The 21,645-nt window shown below is 67.3% G+C and carries 19 protein-coding genes and 3 pseudogenes; 10 read left to right on the top strand and 12 right to left on the bottom strand.

What is annotated here, in order from left to right; all coding sequences use genetic code 11:
- Window positions 1-58: 58 nt before the first annotated feature.
- Complete coding sequence (locus ACIOC1_RS25590; protein ID WP_401308864.1) at window positions 59-229, bottom strand: hypothetical protein; 171 nt, start codon at window positions 227-229, stop codon at window positions 59-61.
- 126 nt (window positions 230-355) lie between these two features.
- Between ACIOC1_RS25590 and ACIOC1_RS25585 the strand changes: the two genes are divergently transcribed.
- The 3 genes and pseudogenes from ACIOC1_RS25585 (at window position 356) to ACIOC1_RS25575 (ending at window position 2,908) form a co-directional block, all read left to right on the top strand.
- Window positions 356-1,606: an IS256 family transposase gene (locus ACIOC1_RS25585; protein WP_401856469.1), complete on the top strand. Its 1,251-nt coding sequence runs from the start codon at window positions 356-358 to the stop codon at window positions 1,604-1,606.
- The gene (locus ACIOC1_RS25580; RefSeq protein ID WP_391052713.1) at window positions 1,603-2,052 is read left to right on the top strand and encodes a HEAT repeat domain-containing protein; all 450 of its coding nucleotides are present in this window, start codon (window positions 1,603-1,605) and stop codon (window positions 2,050-2,052) included. Before ACIOC1_RS25585 ends, ACIOC1_RS25580 begins: the two co-directional genes overlap by 4 nt.
- Before the next feature lie 54 nt (window positions 2,053-2,106).
- Window positions 2,107-2,908: pseudogene (locus ACIOC1_RS25575) on the top strand (IS5 family transposase).
- 707 nt (window positions 2,909-3,615) lie between these two features.
- On the opposite strand, the gene ACIOC1_RS25570 reads toward ACIOC1_RS25575, so the two are convergent.
- Complete coding sequence (locus tag ACIOC1_RS25570; protein ID WP_401856468.1) at window positions 3,616-4,203, bottom strand: TetR/AcrR family transcriptional regulator; 588 nt, start codon at window positions 4,201-4,203, stop codon at window positions 3,616-3,618.
- Between the two features lie 73 nt (window positions 4,204-4,276).
- Here ACIOC1_RS25570 and ACIOC1_RS25565 point away from each other — a divergent pair, with 73 nt between their 5' ends.
- Complete coding sequence (locus tag ACIOC1_RS25565; protein ID WP_401856467.1) at window positions 4,277-5,107, top strand: class I SAM-dependent methyltransferase; 831 nt, start codon at window positions 4,277-4,279, stop codon at window positions 5,105-5,107.
- A gap of 230 nt (window positions 5,108-5,337) precedes the next feature.
- On the opposite strand, the gene ACIOC1_RS25560 is transcribed toward ACIOC1_RS25565, so the two are convergent.
- Window positions 5,338-6,099 carry a transposase gene (locus ACIOC1_RS25560; RefSeq protein WP_401856466.1) on the bottom strand — a complete coding sequence of 254 codons (762 nt, stop codon included), beginning with the start codon at window positions 6,097-6,099 and terminating at the stop codon, window positions 5,338-5,340.
- Window positions 6,100-6,893: 794 nt separating this feature from the next.
- On the opposite strand from ACIOC1_RS25560, the gene ACIOC1_RS25555 reads away from it, so the two are divergent.
- The 3 genes from ACIOC1_RS25555 to ACIOC1_RS25545 all read left to right on the top strand — a co-directional run bounded on the left by ACIOC1_RS25555 (window position 6,894) and on the right by ACIOC1_RS25545 (window position 8,651).
- Window positions 6,894-7,463 carry an RHS repeat-associated core domain-containing protein gene (locus tag ACIOC1_RS25555; RefSeq protein ID WP_401856465.1) on the top strand — a complete coding sequence of 190 codons (570 nt, stop codon included), beginning with the start codon at window positions 6,894-6,896 and terminating at the stop codon, window positions 7,461-7,463.
- A gap of 40 nt (window positions 7,464-7,503) precedes the next feature.
- Complete coding sequence (locus tag ACIOC1_RS25550; protein ID WP_401856464.1) at window positions 7,504-7,716, top strand: hypothetical protein; 213 nt, start codon at window positions 7,504-7,506, stop codon at window positions 7,714-7,716.
- 305 nt (window positions 7,717-8,021) lie between these two features.
- Window positions 8,022-8,651, top strand: a complete 630-nt coding sequence (locus tag ACIOC1_RS25545; protein ID WP_401856463.1) for a helix-turn-helix domain-containing protein — start codon at window positions 8,022-8,024, stop codon at window positions 8,649-8,651.
- Between the two features lie 210 nt (window positions 8,652-8,861).
- Here the strand turns inward: ACIOC1_RS25545 and ACIOC1_RS25540 are convergent, their stop codons facing one another.
- A complete protein-coding gene (locus ACIOC1_RS25540) occupies window positions 8,862-9,473 on the bottom strand; it encodes a hypothetical protein (RefSeq protein ID WP_401856462.1) in 612 nt (203 codons plus the stop codon).
- Window positions 9,474-10,079: 606 nt separating this feature from the next.
- On the opposite strand from ACIOC1_RS25540, the gene ACIOC1_RS25535 reads away from it, so the two are divergent.
- Window positions 10,080-10,268, top strand: a complete 189-nt coding sequence (locus ACIOC1_RS25535) for a hypothetical protein (RefSeq protein WP_401856461.1) — start codon at window positions 10,080-10,082, stop codon at window positions 10,266-10,268.
- A gap of 62 nt (window positions 10,269-10,330) precedes the next feature.
- On the opposite strand, the pseudogene ACIOC1_RS25530 reads toward ACIOC1_RS25535, so the two are convergent.
- Window positions 10,331-11,463 (bottom strand): annotated as a pseudogene (locus tag ACIOC1_RS25530) (IS110 family transposase); the annotation flags it as partial.
- 478 nt (window positions 11,464-11,941) lie between these two features.
- Here ACIOC1_RS25530 and ACIOC1_RS25525 point away from each other — a divergent pair.
- Complete coding sequence (locus ACIOC1_RS25525) at window positions 11,942-12,469, top strand: hypothetical protein (protein WP_401308838.1); 528 nt, start codon at window positions 11,942-11,944, stop codon at window positions 12,467-12,469.
- A 2,445-nt stretch (window positions 12,470-14,914) separates the two neighbouring features.
- Here the strand turns inward: ACIOC1_RS25525 and ACIOC1_RS25520 are convergent.
- Window positions 14,915-15,142: a hypothetical protein gene (locus tag ACIOC1_RS25520; RefSeq protein WP_401856460.1), complete on the bottom strand. Its 228-nt coding sequence runs from the start codon at window positions 15,140-15,142 to the stop codon at window positions 14,915-14,917.
- A 520-nt stretch (window positions 15,143-15,662) separates the two neighbouring features.
- Window positions 15,663-15,893, bottom strand: a pseudogene (locus tag ACIOC1_RS25515) (tyrosine-type recombinase/integrase); the annotation flags it as partial.
- A gap of 750 nt (window positions 15,894-16,643) precedes the next feature.
- Here ACIOC1_RS25515 and ACIOC1_RS25510 point away from each other — a divergent pair.
- On the top strand, window positions 16,644-16,976 hold the full coding sequence (locus tag ACIOC1_RS25510) for a MerR family transcriptional regulator (protein ID WP_401719176.1): 333 nt from the start codon (window positions 16,644-16,646) through the stop codon (window positions 16,974-16,976).
- A gap of 580 nt (window positions 16,977-17,556) precedes the next feature.
- On the opposite strand, the gene ACIOC1_RS25505 is transcribed toward ACIOC1_RS25510, so the two are convergent.
- From ACIOC1_RS25505 to ACIOC1_RS25485, 5 genes are all read right to left on the bottom strand, one after another.
- Window positions 17,557-17,760 (bottom strand): cold-shock protein, encoded by a 204-nt coding sequence (locus ACIOC1_RS25505; RefSeq protein ID WP_355342726.1) that lies wholly within the window; start codon window positions 17,758-17,760, stop codon window positions 17,557-17,559.
- 424 nt (window positions 17,761-18,184) lie between these two features.
- Window positions 18,185-18,493, bottom strand: coding sequence for an SCO5918 family protein (locus tag ACIOC1_RS25500; protein ID WP_355342723.1), 309 nt, complete (start codon window positions 18,491-18,493; stop codon window positions 18,185-18,187).
- A 71-nt stretch (window positions 18,494-18,564) separates the two neighbouring features.
- Window positions 18,565-20,112 (bottom strand): DEAD/DEAH box helicase, encoded by a 1,548-nt coding sequence (locus ACIOC1_RS25495; RefSeq protein ID WP_401308824.1) that lies wholly within the window; start codon window positions 20,110-20,112, stop codon window positions 18,565-18,567.
- Window positions 20,113-20,440: 328 nt separating this feature from the next.
- The gene (locus ACIOC1_RS25490; RefSeq protein ID WP_311297653.1) at window positions 20,441-20,644 is read right to left on the bottom strand and encodes a cold-shock protein; all 204 of its coding nucleotides are present in this window, start codon (window positions 20,642-20,644) and stop codon (window positions 20,441-20,443) included.
- 382 nt (window positions 20,645-21,026) lie between these two features.
- Complete coding sequence (locus tag ACIOC1_RS25485; protein WP_401856459.1) at window positions 21,027-21,467, bottom strand: hypothetical protein; 441 nt, start codon at window positions 21,465-21,467, stop codon at window positions 21,027-21,029.
- Between the last annotated feature and the right edge of the window lie 178 nt (window positions 21,468-21,645).

The following is a 21,645-nucleotide window of genomic DNA, read 5'->3' as shown; positions in this document are numbered from 1 at the left end:
GATCAGCCGGGTCAGGACCGGGGTCGGCGACGGGTGTTGTGGAGCCGCACTGGCTCCGTTAGAGCGCCTTGAACTCCGCCTCCCAGGCGGGCTCGTAGACTCCGTCGCGGTCGTCGGTGACCAGCAGGATTCCGGAGGGGCCGCCGCCGGGGCCGGGAAGGATCCCGTGCTGGGCGTACCCCTGGCGCTTGGCGTCCCAGCGGGCGGCGTAGTGCGGATTGTTGAACATGCCGGAGCAATGCTCAGGACTTGTGGATCAGCTCCTGGGGGCACGTGAAGGGCGTACCTTCCAGGGTGATGATCGAGAAGTCACCGAGTAGACCCGCGTTGCAGCGCAGGTCGGGAAGGTACGCCCTTGCTCAGCGTAGTGAATGCCGATGGTTCCACCGAGACCGGCTCCCTGATCGACGAGATCGTCCGCGAGGGTGCCCGGCGGATGTTGGCCGCCGCGCTGGAGGCGGAAGTCAACCAGTACATAGCCGAGTTGACTGCCGAGACCGACGAGCGCGGGCACCGTCTGGTGGTCCGCAACGGCCACCACCGGCCCCGCACCGTGGTGACCGCTGCCGGCCCGGTTGAGGTCAGGGCCCCGCGGGTCGATGACCGACGCGTCGACGATGCCACGGGCGAGCGCAAGCGGTTCTCCTCGAAGATCCTCGCGCCGTGGTGCCGCAAGTCCTCGAAGATCTCCGAGGTGCTGCCGCTGCTCTACCTGCACGGACTGTCCTCCGGGGACTTCGTCCCCGCCCTGGAGCAGTTTCTCGGCGACGCCGCAGGCCTGTCGCCGGCCACCATCACCCGGCTGACCAGGCAGTGGAGCGACGACCACGCTGTCTTCCAGACCCGGGACCTGTCCGACCGGGACTTCGTCTACGTGTGGGCCGACGGCGTGCACCCGAAGGTCCGGCTCGGGCAGGCGCACTCGTGTGTCCTGGTCCTGCTCGGCGTCCGGTTGGACGGTACCAAGGAGCTCATCGCCCTGGCCGAGGGCCTGCGGGAGTCCACCGAGTCGTGGGCCGACCTGCTGCGGGACTGCCGCCGACGCGGCATGCGCGACCCCGAGCTGGTGATCGGCGACGGCGCGATGGGCCTTTGGCGGGCGCTCGCCGAGATGTTCCCAGCCGCCAGGTCGAAGAGGTGCTGGGTTCACAAATCCCGCAACGTCACCAACTGCCTGCCCAAGTCCGCGCAACCCGGCGCGGTGAAGGCGATGCAGGAGATCTACAACGCGGAGGACCGCGGCCACGCCGAGAAGGCGATCGAGGCGTTCACGAAGACCTACGGCGCGAAGTTCCCCAAGGCCGTCGCGAAGATCACCGAAGACCGGGACGAACTCCTCGCGTTCTACGAATTCCCGGCCGAACACTGGATCCACTTGCGGACCACGAACCCCATCGAGTCGACATTCTCCACCGTCAAGCTCCGAACCAAGGTCACACGCGGTGCCGGCAGCCCGGCGGCCGCGCTCGCGATGGTGTTCAAGCTCGTCGAGTCCGCCCAGGCGCGATGGCGCGCGATCACCGGCGCCCACCTCGTGCCCCTGGTCCGCGCCGGCGCACGCTTCGAGAACGGCGTCCTGGTCGAGCGGTCCGAGGTGGCGGCATGAACGACATGTTCGCGGCACTCGAAGGGCTGACCGACCACGATCCGAGCCGCCGGGATGTCGCCGCTGGCGGTCTCGGGGACCTCCTGCGCGGCACCGCACTCGACACGGACACCGCCCGCCTGGTCGTCGCCCGCCTGGTCAGCCTGGCCGTCAACGAACCGGTGGCCAGGGTCCGCGAGTCCGCTCTGAACTCGATCAGCGAGGCGTTCAACCATCACCACCTGCCCCTGGACCTCGTCGAACCGCTGGCGGCCGCTCTGTCGACGATGGAACCTGAACCCCTCGCCCACACGATCTACATCCTGGGAGCCACCCACAACCCGCGGGCCCGGCCGCTGATCGAGCCGTTCCTCGACCACCCCGACCCGGAGCTGCGCGAAGAAGCCCGGCTCGCGACCGACGAGATCACCGCATCCGAGTCGGAGAGCCCCACCCACAAGTCTTGACTATTGCTCCGGACACCTCGGTGGCTCCGGCACCGATGGAGGGGGCTGTACTCGATGGCCTTCGTTGAGAGGCTGGTGCCAGAGGGACTATGGGATTTGTTCCGGGCTGTGAGACCGCAGGTCCCCACGCGGCCGCAAGGCGGCGGTCGTCGACGGGTCGACGATCGCGCGGTGCTCGCCGCGATCATCTTTGTCGCCACGTCAGGGTGCACCTGGCGGCAGCTGCCGCCTGTCTTCGGTGCCTCATGGCAGACGGTCCACCGGCGGTTCTCCGAGTGGACCGCGGCGCGGGTGTGGGCGAAGCTCCACCGCCTGGTGCTGGACGAGCTCGGCGCCCGCGGGGAGCTGGACTGGTCGAGGTGCGCGATCGACTCCGTGAACATGCGAGCCCTCAAAGGGGGGAGCTGACAGGCCCGAATCCTGTTGATCGCGGCAAGAAAGGCTCGAAGATCCACTTGATCACAGAACGGACAGGTCTGCCCCTCTCCATCGGCATCTCCGCTGCCAACACCCACGACAGCCAGGGTCTCGAACCCCTCGTCCGAGGCATAGCGCCCATCCGCTCCCGCCGTGGACCGCGTCGCCGCGGTCCGGCCAAATTGCACGGAGACAAGGGCTACGACTACGACACCTGCGGAAATGGCTCCGTTCTCGGAACATCACGCCGCGCATCGCGCGCAGGGGCATCGAATCTTCCCAGCGTCTCGGCCGTTACCGCTGGACCGTGGAGCGGACGGTGGCCTGGCTGTCCGGGTGCCGTCGTCTTCACCGCCGCTACGAACGCAAGGCCGAGCACTTCCTCGCCTTCGCCGGCATCGCCGCGACCCTCATCTGCTACCGGAGGTTGACCAACTGAGACGATCTCTAAAAGGCCGTTGTCTTTCCCCATCGGATCGCTGACTTTCCGCTGGTCAGGCGTGGCGTCGTGAGTTCCGTGGCCGACAGGACAAGACATGTCGTCTCGGTCGTGGAGGTTCGGTGATGTCGTCGGCAGTGGGTTCGCCGGAGGATCGTGAGGGGGACGTGGGTCCGGCAGCGGGTTAAGGCGCCCTCACCGTCGTTGAGGGGTGGGGCGCTGCCGGGGACGGTGATGCCGGCCAGGGAGTGAAGGCATGGGGGTGGCGGCGCTGACGCCGGACCATCAGCGCGTCGTCGGGGTTCTGGCCGCCCTCGATGAGGCAGATCGAGTGCGGCAGGACAGGGAACCAACGAGGCACCTGCGCTGATGAGTTGAGACGTCGAACACCTCCCTCAACGGCACGGGTGCCTCGTGCGTCGCGCCCTCGCCGCCATCACCCCATCGGCGGCCACTCTGAAAACGCTCACTGAAGTGCCGCTTTTCTCCGGCACGGCAGGCTCTCCGATGGGGCGGGATTCTCTGCATCTCTGGCGTGAAGAGGGACTCGGGCGAAAAGGTGCGGGCGCTCACACCGGGGCGTGCGGGGGGAAGAGAGCGCCCCCTTATTCCGCTCTTTGCTTCTGACTGCGCCTCATGCTGCTCCCGGTACGATTCATCTGGGAGCTGTCTGCCGCTGGCGGCGGCGTGCGGCCTGTGCGCTCAGGTCACGATGGGAGTGGTCGCAAGGCGCTGGCGATGACGGTGGTCACCATCTTGTGGACGGCGGCGGTCTGCGGTGGGGCGCTTGTCCGGTCGGCGAATAGCAGGTGCCCGGCCCCGACGAGGGTGGGGGCGAGTGTGTCGATGTCGGCGTCACCGGCCAGACGCCCCGCCTCCCGCTCGGCGGTGAGGTATGCGGCGATCATGGCGGTGCCCTGCATGGCGAGTGGGATGCCGGTCAGACCGGCCTCGCGCAGCCGGGCGCGGAGGCCGTCACGGAAAGTGATGAGCGCGACGATCGCCACCGTGACCGGCCCGAACAGATCCTGCAGCGCGTCGGCGAGGTTGTCCACCACGCTCCCGGTGCCGGCGGCCGCGCGCAGAGTCGTGGTCCGGTCCTCGATGCCGCGGACGCGGTCGAGGACCAGTCCTGCCAGGAAAGCGTCGAAATCGGTGAAGTGCCGGTGCAGCACACCCTTGGCGCAGTTCGCCTCCTCCGTGACCGCCCGACTGGTCAACGCGTAAGGCCCGTCCCGAAGCAGGACACGCTCGGCGGCTTCGAACAACTGACCGCGCACGTTGTGAATGTGCACCCCTGACGGCATTGTCTCCCTCTCCGCGCCGCTCTGCCTTAACAAGTGGGCATGCGCCCACTAGTGTGGGCGCATGCCCACTTTATCGCAGGGACAGCCGTCCGAGTCCGGCCCCGAGCCCCACCGCCACCGGCAGACAGCCGAGTCGTTCGGAGTGGACGCCGAACGCTACGACCGCGCCCGACCGCCGTATCCCCAGGCCCTGGTGGACAGGATCGTCGCGGCGAGCCCCGGCCGGCACGTACTCGACGTCGGAGCCGGGACCGGCATCGAGGCCCGGCAGTTCCAGGCGGCCGGCTGCACGGTGCTCGGTGTCGAGCCCGACGAGCGGATGGCCGCCTTCGCGCGACGCAGCCGTATCGAGGTCGAGGTCGCCACGTTCGAGGACTGGCAGCCGGCCGGGCGGCAGTTCGACGCGGTCATTGCCGGCACCGCCTGGCACTGGGTGGGCCCCGTCGCCGGCGCGGCCAAGGCGGCCCAGGTGCTTAAGCCCGGCGGCCGACTCGCCCCCTTCCACCACGTCCCCCAGCTCCCGGCCGAGGTGATCGACGCCCTCGCAGAAGCACTCCAACGGGTCGCCCCCGATTCCCCGTTCAACCCCGGCCTGCTCAGGGGCTCGGCCGTGGACGCCTACCAGCCGCTGTTCGCGAAAATCGCCGACGGGATCCGGCAGACTGGCAGCTTCAGCGAGCCCGAACAGTGGCACTTCGCCTGGGAGCGCACCTACTCCCGAGAGGAGTGGCTCGACCAGCTCCCCACCTTCGGCGGCCTCACCCAACTCCCCGCAGACAAAATGGCGGAGGTCCTGGACAGCGCCGGGACCGCGATCGACAAGCTCGGCGGCCACGCCACCATGCCCTACACATCCATCGTGATCACCTCAACCCGCTCCCAAACGGCGTGACCGCCGCAACACCGGGCGCGAGTACACCGATGAGCACAGCAACGTTCCCGGGGGAAGCGGGAAGAAGACTCGCAAGAGGGGAAGTTTCTCCGGCCCTTTGCCCCGGGCCGCGGCCATCATCAGCAGCAGCGCCCCTATCGCGCGCATCGAGGCGGAACGCCGACACTCAGGGAGTAAGGGCTGTCCCGCAATTGATCTTGTGCGCTCCTGGTTGCCGGTCGGCCGTCCGATCAGCGGGCCTGACGAAGATTGTGCAGGTGGGCGATACCCAAGATCGCGTAGTGGATACCGTCACCCTTGAGTCGGCAGTCGCGAAGGATCTTCCAGGTCTTCATGCGCGCGAAGACGTGCTCTACACGAGCCCTGACCTGTTTGTGGGAGCGGTTGTGCTCATGCTTCCATCCGCACGGTTCGCCGCCCGCGGGCCGACGATGCGGGACCACCAGGCCAGTGCCCTGGTAGCCGCCGTCGGCGACGGTCGTGGTCCTGTCGACGGCTGCCTTCGCACCCGCCCATGCCTTGCAGTCGTTGCGGTTGCCCGGCACTGGTCGTCCGACCGCAACGACCAGCCGTGTGTCAGCGTCGACGACCACTTGGTGATTGGTCGCGTACCTGTAGTTCTTGGACTGCTCGGCGATGCTGTGATCGCGGGTAGGCACCAATGTGCCGTCCACGATGAGCACGGTGCCGGCGTGGAACCGCTGCCGCTGCTTGAGTGCCAGCAGCGGCCCGATGTGGCCGATTATCCGGTCGGCGGATGACTTGGAGATACCGAACAGTGGGGCGAGCTGCCGCAACGTCAGGTTGGTCCGCCAGTACGCGGTGACCAGAAGTACCCGCTCTTCCAGCGGCAGTGACCAGGGACGCCCGCGGCGAGTTCGATTGGCGCCTTCTCGGCGCAACAGCGTGACCAGCTTTCGAAAGTCGCGCGAGCGCAGCCCGGTGAACGGGGGTATCCAGGACGGCTCCGCTGCCGTGATCATTCCAGCCACAGCGGGATCGTCTCAAGGCGAACCACGCCCTGACCGCTCACATGGCCAGCGCGGCTTGCCGCGTCGCCGCGGCGCTCAGGTCGTATCGCGCTTCGCGGCCGACGGAGAGGGCGGTTGCACGTCGCGGCTCTCCGAGGTGAAGGCGTCGTGTCGAGCGAGAGTCACCGACAGAGGCAGGCCCAGCCGCTCGGCTGCGCGGCGCCGGACACGCACCTGAGCTCGGGTCCGGGGCCGGAAAGAGGGGAGCCGTGAGCAGCCGCAGCCGGGGCGGTGATCGTAGGTCAGCCCCTCCGCGAGCACAGTCGCAACAACTGACCATGCCTTCGTGTCGCGTCGCCGGGGCGCAGCAAAGTCGTAGCCGGCGAAGACGAGCTGTTCACGACAGCCAGGACAGATGCGCTTCCGGATCGGCCATGTGGTGCCTTTGAAGGAGAGCCGGCACGCGATGCATACGTAGTGCCGGAAGGCACCGTTGAACGCGTGGTAGCACATGGTCCGAGAGGATACGCATCGTCCGCGGGCGGGCCCAACCGGATTCCTAGAGCCCGATCTGGCCAGTCGGCCGCCCGGTCAGTGTCCGCGCCACCACACGATGGGCCGGACGCACAAATAACTCCTTGCGGCGGCTTAATGGCTCTTTGCGGTCGGTGCGCCGCTGGACCGTCTGAGGGCAAGGCTGCGTGGCATACCCGCGGGGGTCCTTCGACGGACCCATGCACCACCGGGAAGTCACACCTGTCATACCCGCCCCAGTTTTCTTCACTTGTGCCGAAAAGCATTGGCCGCCGTCACGGGTGGAATTCATCAACCAGTCCACGGTCACCTCCACCGTCTACCAGTACGACCCCTACGGCGCCTACCAGACCACCACCGCCACCGGATCAGCCGCAGCCCAGAACCCCTACCGCTACGTCGGCGGCACCTACGACCGCACCACCGGATGGATCAAATACGGCCAACGCTGGTACAACCCCATCACCGGCCGCTTCACCACCCAGGACGCACTTTCGTTCCTCGCCGACCCCGCCCAGGGCAACCGCTACGCCTACGCAGGCGACGACCCCATCAACAACACCGATCCCACCGGAAAGAATGTTCTGGGCGATCTCGTCGATGGTCTGGACAAGATCAAGACCGTGTACGACATCGGTACAAACATCCGCAGTGGCAACTACGTGGGTGCCGTCGCCTCACTGGCCGGAGAAGCTGCGGGTGCCATGACAGGTGCGACCTGCGCATCGATCGCAGTGGGATTCGGAGTAACAACCGGCGTGGGCGGACTTGTAGTGGGAACTGGCTGTCTCGTTGCCGAAGGATTTGCCTCCTACGCTGGCGAGGATTTTGTCAATAGGGAATTCGGCTAAACGACAAGAGGTCGAATTCATATAGAGAGGAGATTTGGCGATGATCGGATTCGTCATATTTGCGACCGCACTTGGGCTAATCTTCATCGCCTTGGCTCTTTTCGCCACAAATGGACCTGCCAAGGCGGCCACTCGGCATAGTGGCGAGGTGGCAGGAAAAACTCTCAAGTTTGTCAACCGCACCCTTTTCATGTGGGTCGGTGTTCTCAGTCTCGCCGCCGCTATCTATGCCTTGGTCGCGGGAAAGCGTTAGTAGAAGAGCAGTGAAATCCAGCTAGGGTGATGTTCCCTTGCAAGGGAACGTCACCCTAGTCAGGGGCACCGTGACGCTTACGCCGACCGATCGCATGACATCAAGCTGAGGCTCTGGTTGCATGCCTGTCGAGTCGTATCGGAAGCGCCATCAAGCGGAGCCGGGGCTACGGTCTGCATTCTTCGGAATGTGTCGGTATCGTACGACCGGCTCGGGTCTCGTGCCTCGTGCAGGGTGGGCGACAGTTGCGGTCACGCGATCTAGTGTCCTGAGTCGGTAGTTCACTTGCGGTTGTAGCTAGGTCGGTGCCTGGTCCTAAGCCGTTGCCGTTGGACTTGTCTGCTCACGAACGCCGTGTGTTGCGGGGCTGGTTGCGCAAGCAGACCGCCTCTCAGGCGCTGGTGTTGCGGTTGAGGATCGTGTTGGCGTGTGCGGAGGGCCGTTTGAACGCGCAGGTTGCGGATGACCTGGGTGTCTCTCGGGAGACGGTGCGTAAATGGCGGTCCCGGTTCGTCGCCGGCCGGCTGGAGGGCCTGGTGGACCGGCCTCGTTTAGGGGCGCCGCGAAAAATTACCTGTCGCAGGTCGAACTGCTCCCGACGCTCGCGTGTGAAACCCGCTAGGAAGTTCCGCGCTTCCTGTTCGCCCAGGAACGCGGCCCGGTCGCTCTCCGACTCCTGGATCTGCCCCTCCAGGTCGGGAAGCATCTGGAAGAAGTCAGCCGGCTGGATCGTCCCAGCATTGTACGCCTCTTTGAGAAGGCGCTTCCGCTCCAACAAAGAGTCGAGAGTGCCCTGTTCGTGCCAGATCCGAATCTCCGGCCTCTTGGCCGCGTACTGCTCCGAGAGCACCTTCAGGACGAGTTCGATGATGGCTTCATCCACCTTGTCCATCCGCCGGGCGAGACCGCGACAGTTGGACGAGTTGCACGAGTAGGCGCCATGCGGCGTCCTTTGGGTCACTGGGTTCCCGACCAGGGTAGACGCGCAGATCTCACCTGACAGGTTCACCCTGCCGCACCGCAGGAAACCAGACAGTTGGTACTTCCGAGTCTGCTGCACTTCCTTGCGGCGGGCGGCTCGCGACCCCCTTGCTGGCGGCCGGCCTGATGCAGGGGCTGCGGCGCTGCGAGGTCTGCTGGGGCGCTCATGCCCGGCTAGAGAGAGGAGTTCGAAGCTCCACGCGGAGTCGGATCGAGGTGTCGATGGGCAGTCCCGTGGTGGAGTGGCGAAGCTCCTTCGAGTAGTTCGCAATGAGGTCGAGATCCCGCAGCTGCCGCTGCAACTCGGAAGCCAGCGCTTCGTCCGTATCAGGGACGAGTTCGCCTTCTTCCTGTTCGGCGAGGTACTCCAGGTGTTGGTCAATGGCGTCCACCGCCCGGCGGCTGGTCCAGTTGGCGAAGTCGTAGCAGCCGAACAGATAGGCGTGCGCGGCATCCAACGTCGCAGTTGCGGCCGCCTCGTCCGCGTCATCGGGGCCGTCCTGCCCGTCGTTGTGGCAGTACTCACTGAGCATGTACTCGGCGACACCGCGCTTCACCGCCGAGAAGGCCGTCGTGTCACCGAGGACGCCGTCCCATACCGAGTTCAACAGGGGGCGAAGGCCCACGGTGAACGGCGCCTGCTCGTCATCGGGCAGGGCCTCGTGCCAGCTCATGAGCCGTTCCGCAACGCCAGCAGTGAACACGCCACGTTCGCCGGTCGACGCCGCCTTCAGTCGCTCCTCCACCAGTACCGAAAGCTCCTGCCACCTGTCCATACGAGCCGTCCCCGAGTCGTGAAACCAGCGTGCTCACGCTGCCAACCTCGATCATCGCATTCACCACGGACAACGCATCAGGCGCGGATCCCTGGCACGAGTTGCGGGATACAGCTGACACAGCTTCCCCGTCCACGGACCAGATCAGCTGAGACTAGGGCCAGATCGCTTGAGACGGGACAGTTCGGTGAAATTGCTCAACCTTCGCTGCGAGTGCCCTGCGCGATGGAACTTAGCGTGTGTCACCGATTCCTCATGCCGTATGTCAAGCCCCGCTGGCCCTCGCGAGCGCCGTCGCCTAACCCCCAGAGGCATGGAGTGACGGCCTCTATCGTGATCGGGACGAGCCGTTGGGGAGGAGGGATCCGAACGTGGCATACCAACTCACGTTCTTCTGTCGATCAGGCGAGGAGAGCGGGCAGGCGGCGATCAGCCGCCTCCTGGACGAATCCTGCCTGTTGGTGATCTCCTCTTGACGCAACGGTCTGGTCCCTATGGGACGAGGTTGCCGTGTGCTCGCTGGCGACCAGGGGACTCGCCGGACATCGCGCGGCTGACTCGCTAGCACTTGAGGTCCACGTATGAGCGGATTGGATCGCGGAGTCGGTGATCGCTGCATCACCGGAAAACGAACAGGGCATCTGGGGCTGCGACATGCTCGCAACGATCACTTTCACCGGGGACACTCCTGACTGGCCGCTCGTCAACCGCATCTGGGTGGCATTGATCCGCCTCTGGAACGCCATCCCTTGGGATGAGATGTCCGGATTCGAGATAGCAGAGAGCATGCCGTAGATCGAAGCCGTGCGGGCGCGTCCAAGAAGTATGTGGGGCTGGTGACTTACCGCGACCCGGGCTCAGTGCGTCGCAGCCAACTCCGGCGTCCCAGCCCGGATTGGCTGATAGCAGCGTTGGTCGCGCAGGAGAGCCCAGATGACGTTGACCCGTCGCCGGGCGAGGGCGAGGACGGCCTGGGTGTGGCGGTTGGCCTCGGCGCGCTTGCGGTCGTAGAAGCGCCGGGATTCCTCGCAGCAGCGGATGCTGATCAACGCGGAGGTGTAGAAGACCCGTTGGAGCTTGCGGTTGTCGCGTTGCGGGCGATGGAGGTTGCCGCTGATCTTGCCGGAGTCGCGGGGCGCGGGCGCGACTCCGCCGAAGTCAGCGAGGCGGTCCGGGCTGGCAAAGGCGGCCATGTCGCCGCCCGTGGCGGCCAGGAACTCGGCTCCGAGGATGGGGCCCAGGCCCGTCAGGATGGCGAGGATCTCGGCACCGCGGGGATCACGAAACCGGGCCGTGATGAGCTTGTCCATCTCGGCGACCTGCAGGTTGAGGGCTATGACCTGGGCGGTCAGGGTATGGACCATCCGGGCTGCGGTCTTCTCGCCCGGGACGCTGGTGCGCTTGCCTGAGGCGGCCTCCAGCGCCGCCTCCACGATCTGGCCGGCACCACGAACGCCGCGATTCCGCAACCAGCTCGCCAGCGGTTTCGTGCCCAGGCGACGCAGGGCGGCCGGGGTCTGATAGCCGGTCAGAAGCATCAACGGCCCGGCGTTAATGAGGTCCAGGACCCGGTCCAGCGCGGGAAAGATGCCGGTCAGGTGGATGTGGAGGCGGTTGACGGTGCGGGTGCGGTCGCCGACCAGGTCCGAGTGGTGGGCTGTGAGGAGCTTGAGGTCGGTAGCGGTCTCGTCGCCGGTCCGCAGGACCTGCAGGTCCCGGCGGATGCGGGTCCGGTCTGCGATCACCGCCGCGTCCTTGGCATCAGTCTTGTCCTCGCCGCGGTAGCCCTCGGAGGCACGGTTGATGGCCCGTCCGGAGATGCAGAAGGCGCGCTGGCTGTGGTTGAGGAGCACCGCGATCACCAGGGCAGCCTCGCCGTCGGCGAGGTCGATGCCCCGCGTCACCTCGTCGCCCAATTCCAGGATGTAGGCGAGGAGCTGGAGTAGCTCCGGCTCATCCTTGGCGACCGTCGAGACAGCAGCCGGCGGCCACGCGGTTCCTCCGTGTGTCGGGCTGTGCGGACGTACCACGGAAGACCTCGCTGTCGATTCCCTACGAAGCGACCGTGCGCATCTCCTAATTGGCAGCCGAGCCGTCGTGGGGTGTCGTGTGGCCCATCGATGGCAGCCACAAGCGGCAGAAGTTTGAAGCCACACCCGACACCCCTGGGCGGGCCAACCATACGAAGGGCTGGCCCGGACCCTTGCCACAACGTAGGGAAGTTCGATCGGCGACGTCCGGGCAACAGGTCTCGGAGGCGGGTGACGTGTACGTACATGTTCCGTATGTAGAAGCGGACTGGGTCACCGCCGAAGATCTCCAGTGTCCGGCCGTCGAACGAGTGGAACCTGGTGCCGACCGTGATGATCACCTCGGGGTGACTACTCGTAGACGATGGCCGCGCCGGACAGGCTGCACATGTGGATAGGCCGTCGGCCGATGTCAGTGGGGTGGGTTCTACTAGGGTCATGAGCGAGAACACGGGTGAGAGTGCCTTCGGTGAGGACGAGGACGCCGCGTTCTTCGACCGGCTCCGCCGGTGGCAGGCGCGTTACGGCGACGGCGCCATGGTCGGGCCCATGCCCCGGTGGTGGCCCTGGCCGCTGGAAGAGGTCACCTTCGACGACGGCGACCCGGACAGCGGGCTGATCGTCATCGGCCTCGAACCGGTGCTGGCACCGCGGCACAGTGCCGCCGAGGCCGGGCGGCCGTACGCGAAGCTGGCACGCCAGCCCGCGGGCGAGCCGCCCTACCGCTTCGGCTGGGCCGGCCTGGCCTGGGGGCTTCCGCCGCTCACTGAGGAGGAGGCCGCAGAGCTGGAAGCGGAGCCGCTGGACCCGGTGGTCGCGTACAGCTGGCACGAAGCCGACTGGCAGTGGCACTTGTTCACGAACGGAGGGCAGCGGCGGCTGACCGCCGCCGAAGTGACCCGTATACGCGAGAATCTGGACCACGATCACCGGTTCCCGCCGGGCTTCTCCTCTTTCCGGCTCTAACGCTTCCAGCGATGCAGCTGTCGCCGCTGAGCGCCACCGCGACCGGCACGTGTGTGTCAGCCCGGTGCCCGACTCCTGACTGGTCCGGCATCGACATTGACCCGCGTCTGCCGCCGCCGTTCACCCCGCACGGCCGCCGCCCGGCAGGCCCGGCCTGGTACACCACCCCGACCATCGCCCACGCGCACGAACTGATCGGCCAGTTCGCGGTGCCAGGAGCGCAGCACAGCGTCGGCAGCCGCCGCAGACCTCGTTTTCTGCCCGCTGGGCGTGCACGGCCAGCTCCGACGGTGATCCGGCACCTCGTGCGGGTTGTCCCAGCGCAGGGGCTTGCCATCACCCGGCGCTGACACGGCTGGCTTCACAAGACGGCACAGCGGAGCTGCGCGCCCGGTGTCGCAAGAATCCCCCGAACCGCCCTTCACCGTCGGGCGCACGGCGGTGGGGCTGCGGGGGGCGACGGGGGAGGGCAGCTCGGGCGGGGCGGTGACATCGTGTCGGCCGGGACCCTGTCCGCTGGCACGGGGACACGCCATGGGCCGCTGACCTCCCAGGCCTTTCCTGTGTCGACGTCGATATCATACCTGTGCGGCACCGCAGCATCAGAGGGTGGGGAATCATATGACTGATAGCGGAATGAGCCATTCCTTCTGGGTGCAGCCGAGGGAACACTCAGCTTCGGATGGCCGGGACGCTCTCTTCCCGCTTCGTCTCCTGCGCCTGCCGCCCGCTGCGGGTTCCGATTCTCCATGGAGCCGTGGGGGTGGGCGCTCGTGCATCCGACCAGTGCAAATAGAGCGGCACTCAAGATCACCCCGAAACGGGTTAATCGCGGAGAATCAGCTACTGTCTGAAATGTGCTCGCGTTAAACATATGGCCTACCGATGCGTCTTTTAGTATGCGACCGGGGAAGCGTCTTCTGGGCGCCTCGCACGCCGCCGTACGCCGACTCCCCGCGCTGGAACGCCCCATGGTCGGCGTTGCTGACACCAGCGACGCCGGACGCTACGTCGGTGACGGAGGGCCAGTCGCCTTCCTGAGTCCCCCGGGGCGGCGACCGTGACGGCATCGTCGCGGTTGAGGGAGTTTGAATGGTCGATCATGAATGCGGGCATATCAGCAACGGGTGATGACGCCCTGGGCGCCCTGGCTGACGCAAGCTGGGGCAACGGGAGTTTTCCTTCCTGATTCGCGTGCTCCTCCAGGGAGGACCGCACCTCCCCGTCGACTCGGTCATTCCTTTGGGCCGGGGCGGAAATTCTGTCAGATGAGGGCCGTTTCCGGTTGCCCAGGTTTCCGCAGTTGGGGCGGTTCGGGGCAAGGGCCTGCGCGCGGGCAGAGTGCGTGCGAGCTGTGGCCGCCGGTACCCGTCGAGGAGTGCGTCCCGCCGGGATCCGGCGTATGCAGGCCGGGTACGGCGGACGGTCACCCGCAGGTGCCCGGCGCATCCGCCCCCGCTCGTAGACGGTGACGTTGAGATGTGCTGGCAGGGTAGTCACGGTGACCTGGACTGCCTGGCCCGTATTCGTGTAGGCGGTGGAGATGATCTCGATCGCGAGGAGCGAGTCGTCGCCGCTCAGGCCCCCGACGGGTGGCCTCCACCGGCTGCGTCAGCCGTGGACGGAGTTCGTCGACGACACTCGACACGGTGTGGCCGGGGCCGGCGAGCGTCTCGGTCAGATTCTCTGGCGTACGGTCGTCCTGCATCCAGGCGCTGCCCCGGACAAGCCGCAGCGGTGCCGTCGTGTCCACCGTGCGGATCACGGTGTCGTTGACGAAATAGGTCCATCGCCGGACAGCGGCCTGCTCTCCTTCCTGCATGCCCAGGCGGCGGCACACGTGGTCGGGAGCAGGTCCGATTTCCGGTTCCTGGCCGCGGACTTCGAATCCCTCGGCGGGCGTCAGGCCGCCGACCCGCGCGGGCACCGAAGCCGAGAGAGCCGGGAAAACCGCCTGGGGGCGTACGGGACTGCTTCCCAGCCGAACGGCCACGCGCTGGCTCCCCTCCCGCTGCGGACGACGCTCAGGGTTTTGAGCCGTTCCACTGCCGCTGCGCGCGCGACGCCGTGCCGCGGTCGCCGCCCCGGCTGGCACCCCGCCTCACCTGTCTTGACAGGTGAGGGGTCGTGTTGAGGCACCTGTTCGGTCGACGCCGCACACCCAGCCGGACCATGCGGGGAGGAACCCGTTCGACGACACCGAGTTCCTCCGTGAGCACCCGCATGGTGTGGGCGACATTTCGTGTGAGTGCGTGCGTCGGCACCGCAGGGTTGGAAGACGGGCGGGCCGTATAGGCTGCGAGGTCATCGCTCGCAGGGACTAAACGTACAATCTTGGGCCAGTACAAGGGCGTCACCTTCAGCCAACCGTCATCACGTATCCGGAAGAAGGGGTAGTAGAGGCCGTGTGCCCGGATCGCCTCGCTCATGACACGACGATATGGGTTACCTGCAATTGGTGGATGGCTTCTTCTCCCGCTTGTGGCCCTCGTCCTCGGCTCGTGCCGCCACGTACTCGGTCCAGTCGCGTCTGACGTAGGCGACCCAGCGGATCGCGGTGTGGCGTTGCATGCCGGTCAGGTCGGCGAGGATGGGGCTGGGGAGATTGGTGGCGAGGGCGGAGTTGGGGGCCGCGCGGCACGAGATTCTGTGCCGGTTCAGCTTCTGTGTCATGGAGTGCGTCGAAATCGGCTTCCGCGGGACCAGACCCGCGAACAGCAGTGGTGGACCTGGAGTGGTCTGAGCGAACAGGGGTCGGGGGACGGACCATGGTTCGTCGGCCAGCTGTTGCAGCAGCCCGACCAGTCGTGGCGCCACCATCCGTATGCGCCCAGGACCTTTTTGCGGTTGCCCGCAAGTGCCGTCAGACCCTGAGCCTGATCACCGGCTTCGAACAGGCACTCGGCCGCAGTGCGGGCTCGGGCGACCGTCTCGTCCGTTACGGCAGGGGACCAACCGGGGACCACACGCGGTGCGCGGTAGTGAGCGATGGACGCATAACTAGGCGTAATGCGCGGGGGATTGGTCCCGAATGGCGGGGAAATTCCCTTGGCCTTCGCGACTGGGGGTCAGGGGGTCGCAGGTTCAAATCCTGTCGTCCCGACGGTGCACGAAGGGCCCGCTGGACTGGCATTTAGCCAGGCCAGCGGGCCCTTCGGCTTGTCGGCAGAGGTTTCCGTGTGATGAGGCGTTGGAGGCGGCGCTGGGTGGTCTGCGGGGAGCCGTGGCCGGCGATCAGCCGGAGGACGTGCAGGGGGACTCCGGCGTCCGCCGTCCAGGTCGGGCGGGTGCGTCTCAGGTCGTGTCGGCGCGGGTGTTCGTAGCCGAGGGTCTGGACGATGTCGTCCCAGTGGGTGGCGTCGCGCAGGACGGCGGTGGTGATCCGTCCCCGGTGGGGGCTGGCGAAGAGGCCGGCGTCGGAGTTGGTGGCAGGTTACCTCGGCCCCCGGTGACTGAAAATCTGTGATGGCCGGAGTAGACATTTGGTGGTGGCGTGGGTACGGTTTCTCTTGTACCCAGAGAGACAGAGGGCCCGGCAGAGACGAACTGCCGGGAGGCAGTACGCACATGACGCAGGTCGGTACGGTGGTGGAGTTCCAAAGCCAGGGATGTTGCCAGACGGGCGATGGGACTGACGACCGGACCGGGTGGCCCGCAGTGATCAGGGGCCGCCGTGAGAAGGACCGCAGCGGTAGTAGCGGTAAGTGCGGTGTGCGGTAACCAGCAGCGAAGTCAGTGAGCAGTACCTCGGTGAAGGCGTCGGCTGCGGGCGCGCGCACCGGGAGGTTCGGCAGTGGGGTTCCAAGCCAGAGAAGACGCAGGACGGGCGACGGGGCTGGCTGTCGAAGAGTGGTGCTGGTAGAGGCCATCAGTAGTACAAGAAGTGTGCAGTTCACGTTTGGCAGGCAGTTGATCCAGAGGGAAGAACGGAGGAGTTGAGCGCCATCGGGATCGCCCGGGCGGAGTGTCGAGTCCGAGTACCGCAGGACATCGATAGTGAGGTGGTCTCCGGTCAAGCAACCGCGATCCCCGCACCTGCCGCTCACCCTTTGGTGGCGGTGCGGACACAGTAGGCCGACGCAATAGCAGGTCGGCAGATGGTGTAGCAGTTCCTTCGGGGCCCCGGTGCCGGTATGGCACCGGGGCCCCTCCACGCGTTCCGCAGAGAGGTGCGATGACAGCAGGCGACACGAACGGGCGTCTCGATGACGACGACTACCCCGCGTACACCATGGGCCGGGCCGCCGAGATACTCGGTACCACCCAGGGCTTCCTCCGCGCGATCGGCGAAGCCCGCCTGATCACCCCGCTGCGTTCCGCGGGCGGACACCGCCGCTACTCCCGCTACCAACTGCGCATCGCCGCACGCGCCCGCGAGCTCGTCGACCAGGGCACCCCGGTGGAGGCGGCCTGCCGCATCGTGATCCTCGAAGACCAGCTCGAGGAAGCGCAGCGCATCAACGAACAACTACGCCGGTCCCAACCCGGCGACCGGGCCGACGTCTGACCGGTGTCCCTGACGCGAGGGAGCTTCTGCGGGTCGCGGAGGTGCTCCTCATATGTGCACATGATCGCCGAAGACGTTCAGCCGTCGGCTCCTGAGCGTGATTCCCGGTCTGGCGCCGACACGCCACCCGACGTCGTCCCGGACACCGCTGGTGCACCTTCCGCCGGCGGGCCCGGCCACCGGTCCTTTCCGGCCCCCGCCGCGGGGGGCGTGGTGGGCGTGGTGGAGCGGGTGGCCGCCGCGCCGAAGCCGGGGATGCGTGGCTCGCTGCACGCGGGTGGTCGAATCCGCTTTTGTGGTGCGCCGGTGACGGCCAATCCTCGGGCCTGCCAGGAGAGATGGTGATCGACCACGGGGACCCGCTGTGCTCGGGTGCTTGACCAAGCGTACGGAAAAAGATCGGCACTTCTTACGAGCCGCGGGTCTTTTCCGGTACGGGCGTCCGGCTCGACGAGCCGTGCGCCGGGGCGGGCCGCGACCGTCGGATCGCGGAGGGGTCCGGACCGGGAAGACCGCCGTGTCCACGCTACGGAGCCACCGGACAGCGAGCCGACTGGGACGGGCCGGGAGTGGCCCGGCGTCAGTCGCAGGTGATGTTCTCCGCGTACAGACCCCTTGGGTTCTGCCCGATGTCGAAGTGGACCCTCTGGCCTTCGGTCAGCCCAGGAAGAGCGTCGTTGACGAGATTGGAGTAGTGCGCGAAGACGTCTTCACCGTCGCCCGACTGCTCGATGAATCCGTATCCTTTAGCTGAATTGAACCATTTCACAGTACCTGTGGCCATTCTGTAACTCCTGCTCGCTCGGCGTGCGGCAACAGATTCGCGAACTCCGCATCTTTGTGGAATTTTCTTGTCCGTGCACCGGTGAAAAGGAAGAACCAGTCGTCAATCACGCGGCTGGCGCGGCCCCACGGGCTGGTGGACGCGGGCATCTGCGGCGAGGCCGCCCGCAGCCCTCTTCCTCGGGCGTCGCCCGAGAGGCCCCTGGCGTCTGCCCCGCCGGCGGCTGGTGGGGCAGAGGGCTGAGCGTCCGCCCGCGACATGCGAGGGTCGGCGACCGCTCGAATCGGAAGCCTGGCACGGCCGTTGGCCGGGTTGGCGCGGGCCGAGGAGTGACCTCCGCGCTTGGGACGAGGCGGGATCGGGCGCCTGCTGCTTGGAGCCAGGAGCCCGCCGGTGTGCCGCGAGTGTGGGTTCTCCTCGTGGGTCAGGCTGTCACGGGGATGCCGAGCAGTGACTGGGCTGTCCGGAGTGGACTGGAGGCGGTGACGGGGACGTGGGTGGCGGTGTTGCGGCAGGTGTAGCCGAGGCTGAGGAGGGCGCGGGTCATCTCGGCGGCGCTGAAGTCGCGGCGGTCCTGGCGGGTGATCACCTCTCCCACTTGCTTCACGGGGTAGTGGCGTCGGCCGATGATCACGTACTCGCCCGTGACGACCTCGGGTTTGATGCCCTTCATGGACGCTTGCACGCCGCTCTTGGTGAGGTCGAAGGGGAAGTGGGCGATGATGCAGCGCATGGGACCTCGCGGAGATGAGGGGGGATGGGGACAGGAGCCGGTTCGCCCTGGTGAGTGCGGTCCGGCGGCGTTCAGGCCGCCGGGCTGAGTGCGGTACGGCGGCCCTGGGTCTCCGTCGAGGCCGTGGTCGGACGGGCGGAGCGCCGGGCCGCGGCGGGGCGGCTGCGCCGGCCGCGCGCGGAGGCGGCGGACGTGCTGCGCCTGGTGCGGTCGGCGACTGGCTCGGTGATGGTGACGGGCACACCGGAAGGCGTGCGGGCTCCGGTGATGCGGTTCAACTCGGCTTCCCCGGACCGGATCTGGGTGGTCTGCGGGGTGATGCCTGCGGTGGTCATCAGACGGGTCATCTCGCGGCGCTGGTGGGGCAGGACCAGGGTGACGACCCGGCCGGACTCACCGGCGCGGGCGGTGCGTCCACCGCGGTGCAGATAGTCCTTGTGGTCGGCGGGCGGGTCGACGTTGACCACCAGGTCGAGGTCGTCGACGTGGATGCCGCGGGCGGCCACGTTGGTGGCGACCAGCACCGTGACGTGCCCGGTCTTGAACTGCGCGAGGGTACGGGTGCGCTGCGGCTGCGACTTCCCACCGTGCAGCGCCGCCGCCCGTACACCGCTCTTGAGCAGGTGCTCGGTGAGCTTGTCGACGGCGTGCTTGGTGTCGAGGAACATCAGCACCCGGCCGTCACGCGCGGCGATCTCGGTCGTCGTGGCGTGCTTGTCCGTGTTCTGCACGTGCAGAACGTGATGCTCCATGGTGGTGACCGCGCCGGCGGACGGGTCGACGGAGTGGACCACCGGGTCGTTGAGGTAGCGGCGCACCAGCAGGTCGATGTTGCGGTCCAGGGTGGCGGAGAACAGCATCCGCTGGCCGTCGGGGCGCACCTGGTCGAGCAGCGCGGTGACCTGCGGCATGAAGCCCATGTCGGCCATCTGGTCCGCTTCGTCCAGGACGGTGACGCCGACCTGGCCCAGTTGGCACGCGCCGCGGTCGATGAGGTCCTTGAGCCGTCCGGGCGTCGCCACGACGACTTCCGCTCCGCCGCGCAGCGCGCTGATCTGCCGGCCGATGGACATGCCGCCGACGACCGTGGTCATCCGCAGCCGCAGGGCGCGGGCGTACGGGGTGAGGGCGTCGGTGACCTGCTGGGCCAGTTCGCGGGTCGGGACCAGGACCAGGGCCAGCGGTTGCCGGGACTCGGCGCGCTGACCCGCGATACGGGCCAGCAGGGCCAGGCCGAAGGCGAGGGTCTTGCCAGAGCCGGTGCGCCCGCGGCCCAACACGTCACGTCCCGCGAGGGAGTTGGGCAGTGTCGCGGCCTGGATCGGGAAAGGCACGGCCATTCCCTGCGTGGCCAGCGACGTCAGCAGAGCGGCGGGCAGGTCGAGTTCGGCGAAGGTTTCCACCGGCGGCAGGGCCGGAGTGACGGAGACCGGCAGGGCGAACTCGCCCAGCGGGGCCGAGGGCCGCCGACCGCCGTAGCCGCCGGAACGGGAAGGGCCGCCGGAACGGCTCGGGGCCTGGCCGCCGCGGTATCCACCACGGCCGGAGGCGGAGCCGGAGCCGGAGCCCGGGGAGCGGGTGCGGGAGTAGCGGTCGGTGGAGCGAACAGTGCGGTTCACGGAGAACCTTCCTCGATGCGGTGCGTCGAGGGATCCCCGGCGGCAGACGAGCCGCACAGGGAGCACAGGAACGAACCGATGAAAGTGAATGTACGAAGCGGGCCATCTGGAGCTCTCGACGAGCTGTCCGGCCGTTCCCGCGGGCACCAGCGGTACTCACACGTTGATGGCGGACCGGGGCTGGACTTCCCCGCTGCGGCAGAGGTGCTCCTCCGGGCGGCCGGGAAGGCGCGCGGGCCGCCATGGCGGCCGGGGGCGGGGGGAAAACCAAGTAGGCCGGGGCCCGCACCCCAAGGTGCGGGCCCCGGCCTACTGCTACGCGTGAGCGTCAGGCGGGAACGATGTTCTCGGCCTGCGGGCCCTTCTGGCCCTGCGTGACGTCGAACGAAACCTTCTGGCCCTCCTGCAGCTCGCGGAAGCCGGAAGCGGAGATGTTCGAGTAGTGGGCGAACACGTCAGCGCCGCCACCGTCCTGCTCGATGAAGCCGAAACCCTTTTCCGCGTTGAACCACTTCACGGTGCCAGTAGCCATGTCATATCTCCTTCGGGGCAGTGCCCGGAGCCCGCACTGTGCGGCCTCCGCGTCGCCGCGAGGTTGCCCCATCCGGAATGCACCGGAAATACAAAAGTGCTTCCACCGCTTACAGCGGTGAAGGCACTTGAAGTCTTTGGGAACCACAACTGCAACTGGGGAAACCATAGCATGCCACCAGCGGTAATGCTGGATCTCCGATTACTGGCCGCTAAAGGCACGAAATGCTGCGGTCGGTCTGCTGGTATTTCTGTGCCGGCGGTGTCAGATATTCCACCTGGGCTTTGACAGGGTCGGCGGACAGGATGCCGGGGGAGGCGGTCACCGACCGGCCCCTCGCGCGCAGGCGGGCGACGCGTGCGGGGGCTGGCGAACTGCCCGGTCAGCGGCGGCCGGTGGCCAGGATGACGAGGAACTGGCCGCCGCCCGGCTCGATTTCGGCGGTCACCAGCAGTCCGGGAACCAGTCGGGAGAACCGGTCCACCAGCCAATCCGCGGCCTCCTGGGCGTCCCGCCGGGTCGGACAACGGCCCACCATCTCGCGGCCCCCCTTGCGCTCCAGTCTTCCGGCAACGGTAATCAGCGGCGCGGGTTCGACCACGTACAGGCGGTCCGGCCAAGCGATGACCACCTCGACCGCGCCCTTGCGGGTGTTGCAGCCGCGGTGCGCCAGTCGCTCGGCGACCTTGGCCTTCCGGTCGGCGGTCCGGCTGTCCACGCTGGGCCCCCGCGGGTCGTTCACCGACATCTCGGGGTCGACCGGTTCGTCGCACACCCAGCACCGCCAGCCGTCGCGCTCGGCCACATCATCAAGGAGGCTCACCCGGGTAAGCTACCGCGCCCGGCCGGTACCCCGCGCACCTGGGCCGCGGCGGGCGAGGGCCCGGCCGCCAGCCGGGCACGGCGACTCTCCGTAGCCAGGAGACCGACGAAAACCCACCTGTAATCTCCAATCAGCCGCGATGGCAGGCTGCCAATAAACGACCGCGTTCATACCCGGT

The sequence above is a fragment of the Streptomyces sp. NPDC088197 genome (assembly GCF_044741185.1).
Lineage (GTDB): Bacteria > Actinomycetota > Actinomycetes > Streptomycetales > Streptomycetaceae > Actinacidiphila.
Note: the sequence above shows the minus strand (reverse complement) of the source record. Positions and strands in the feature narration are given on the sequence as shown.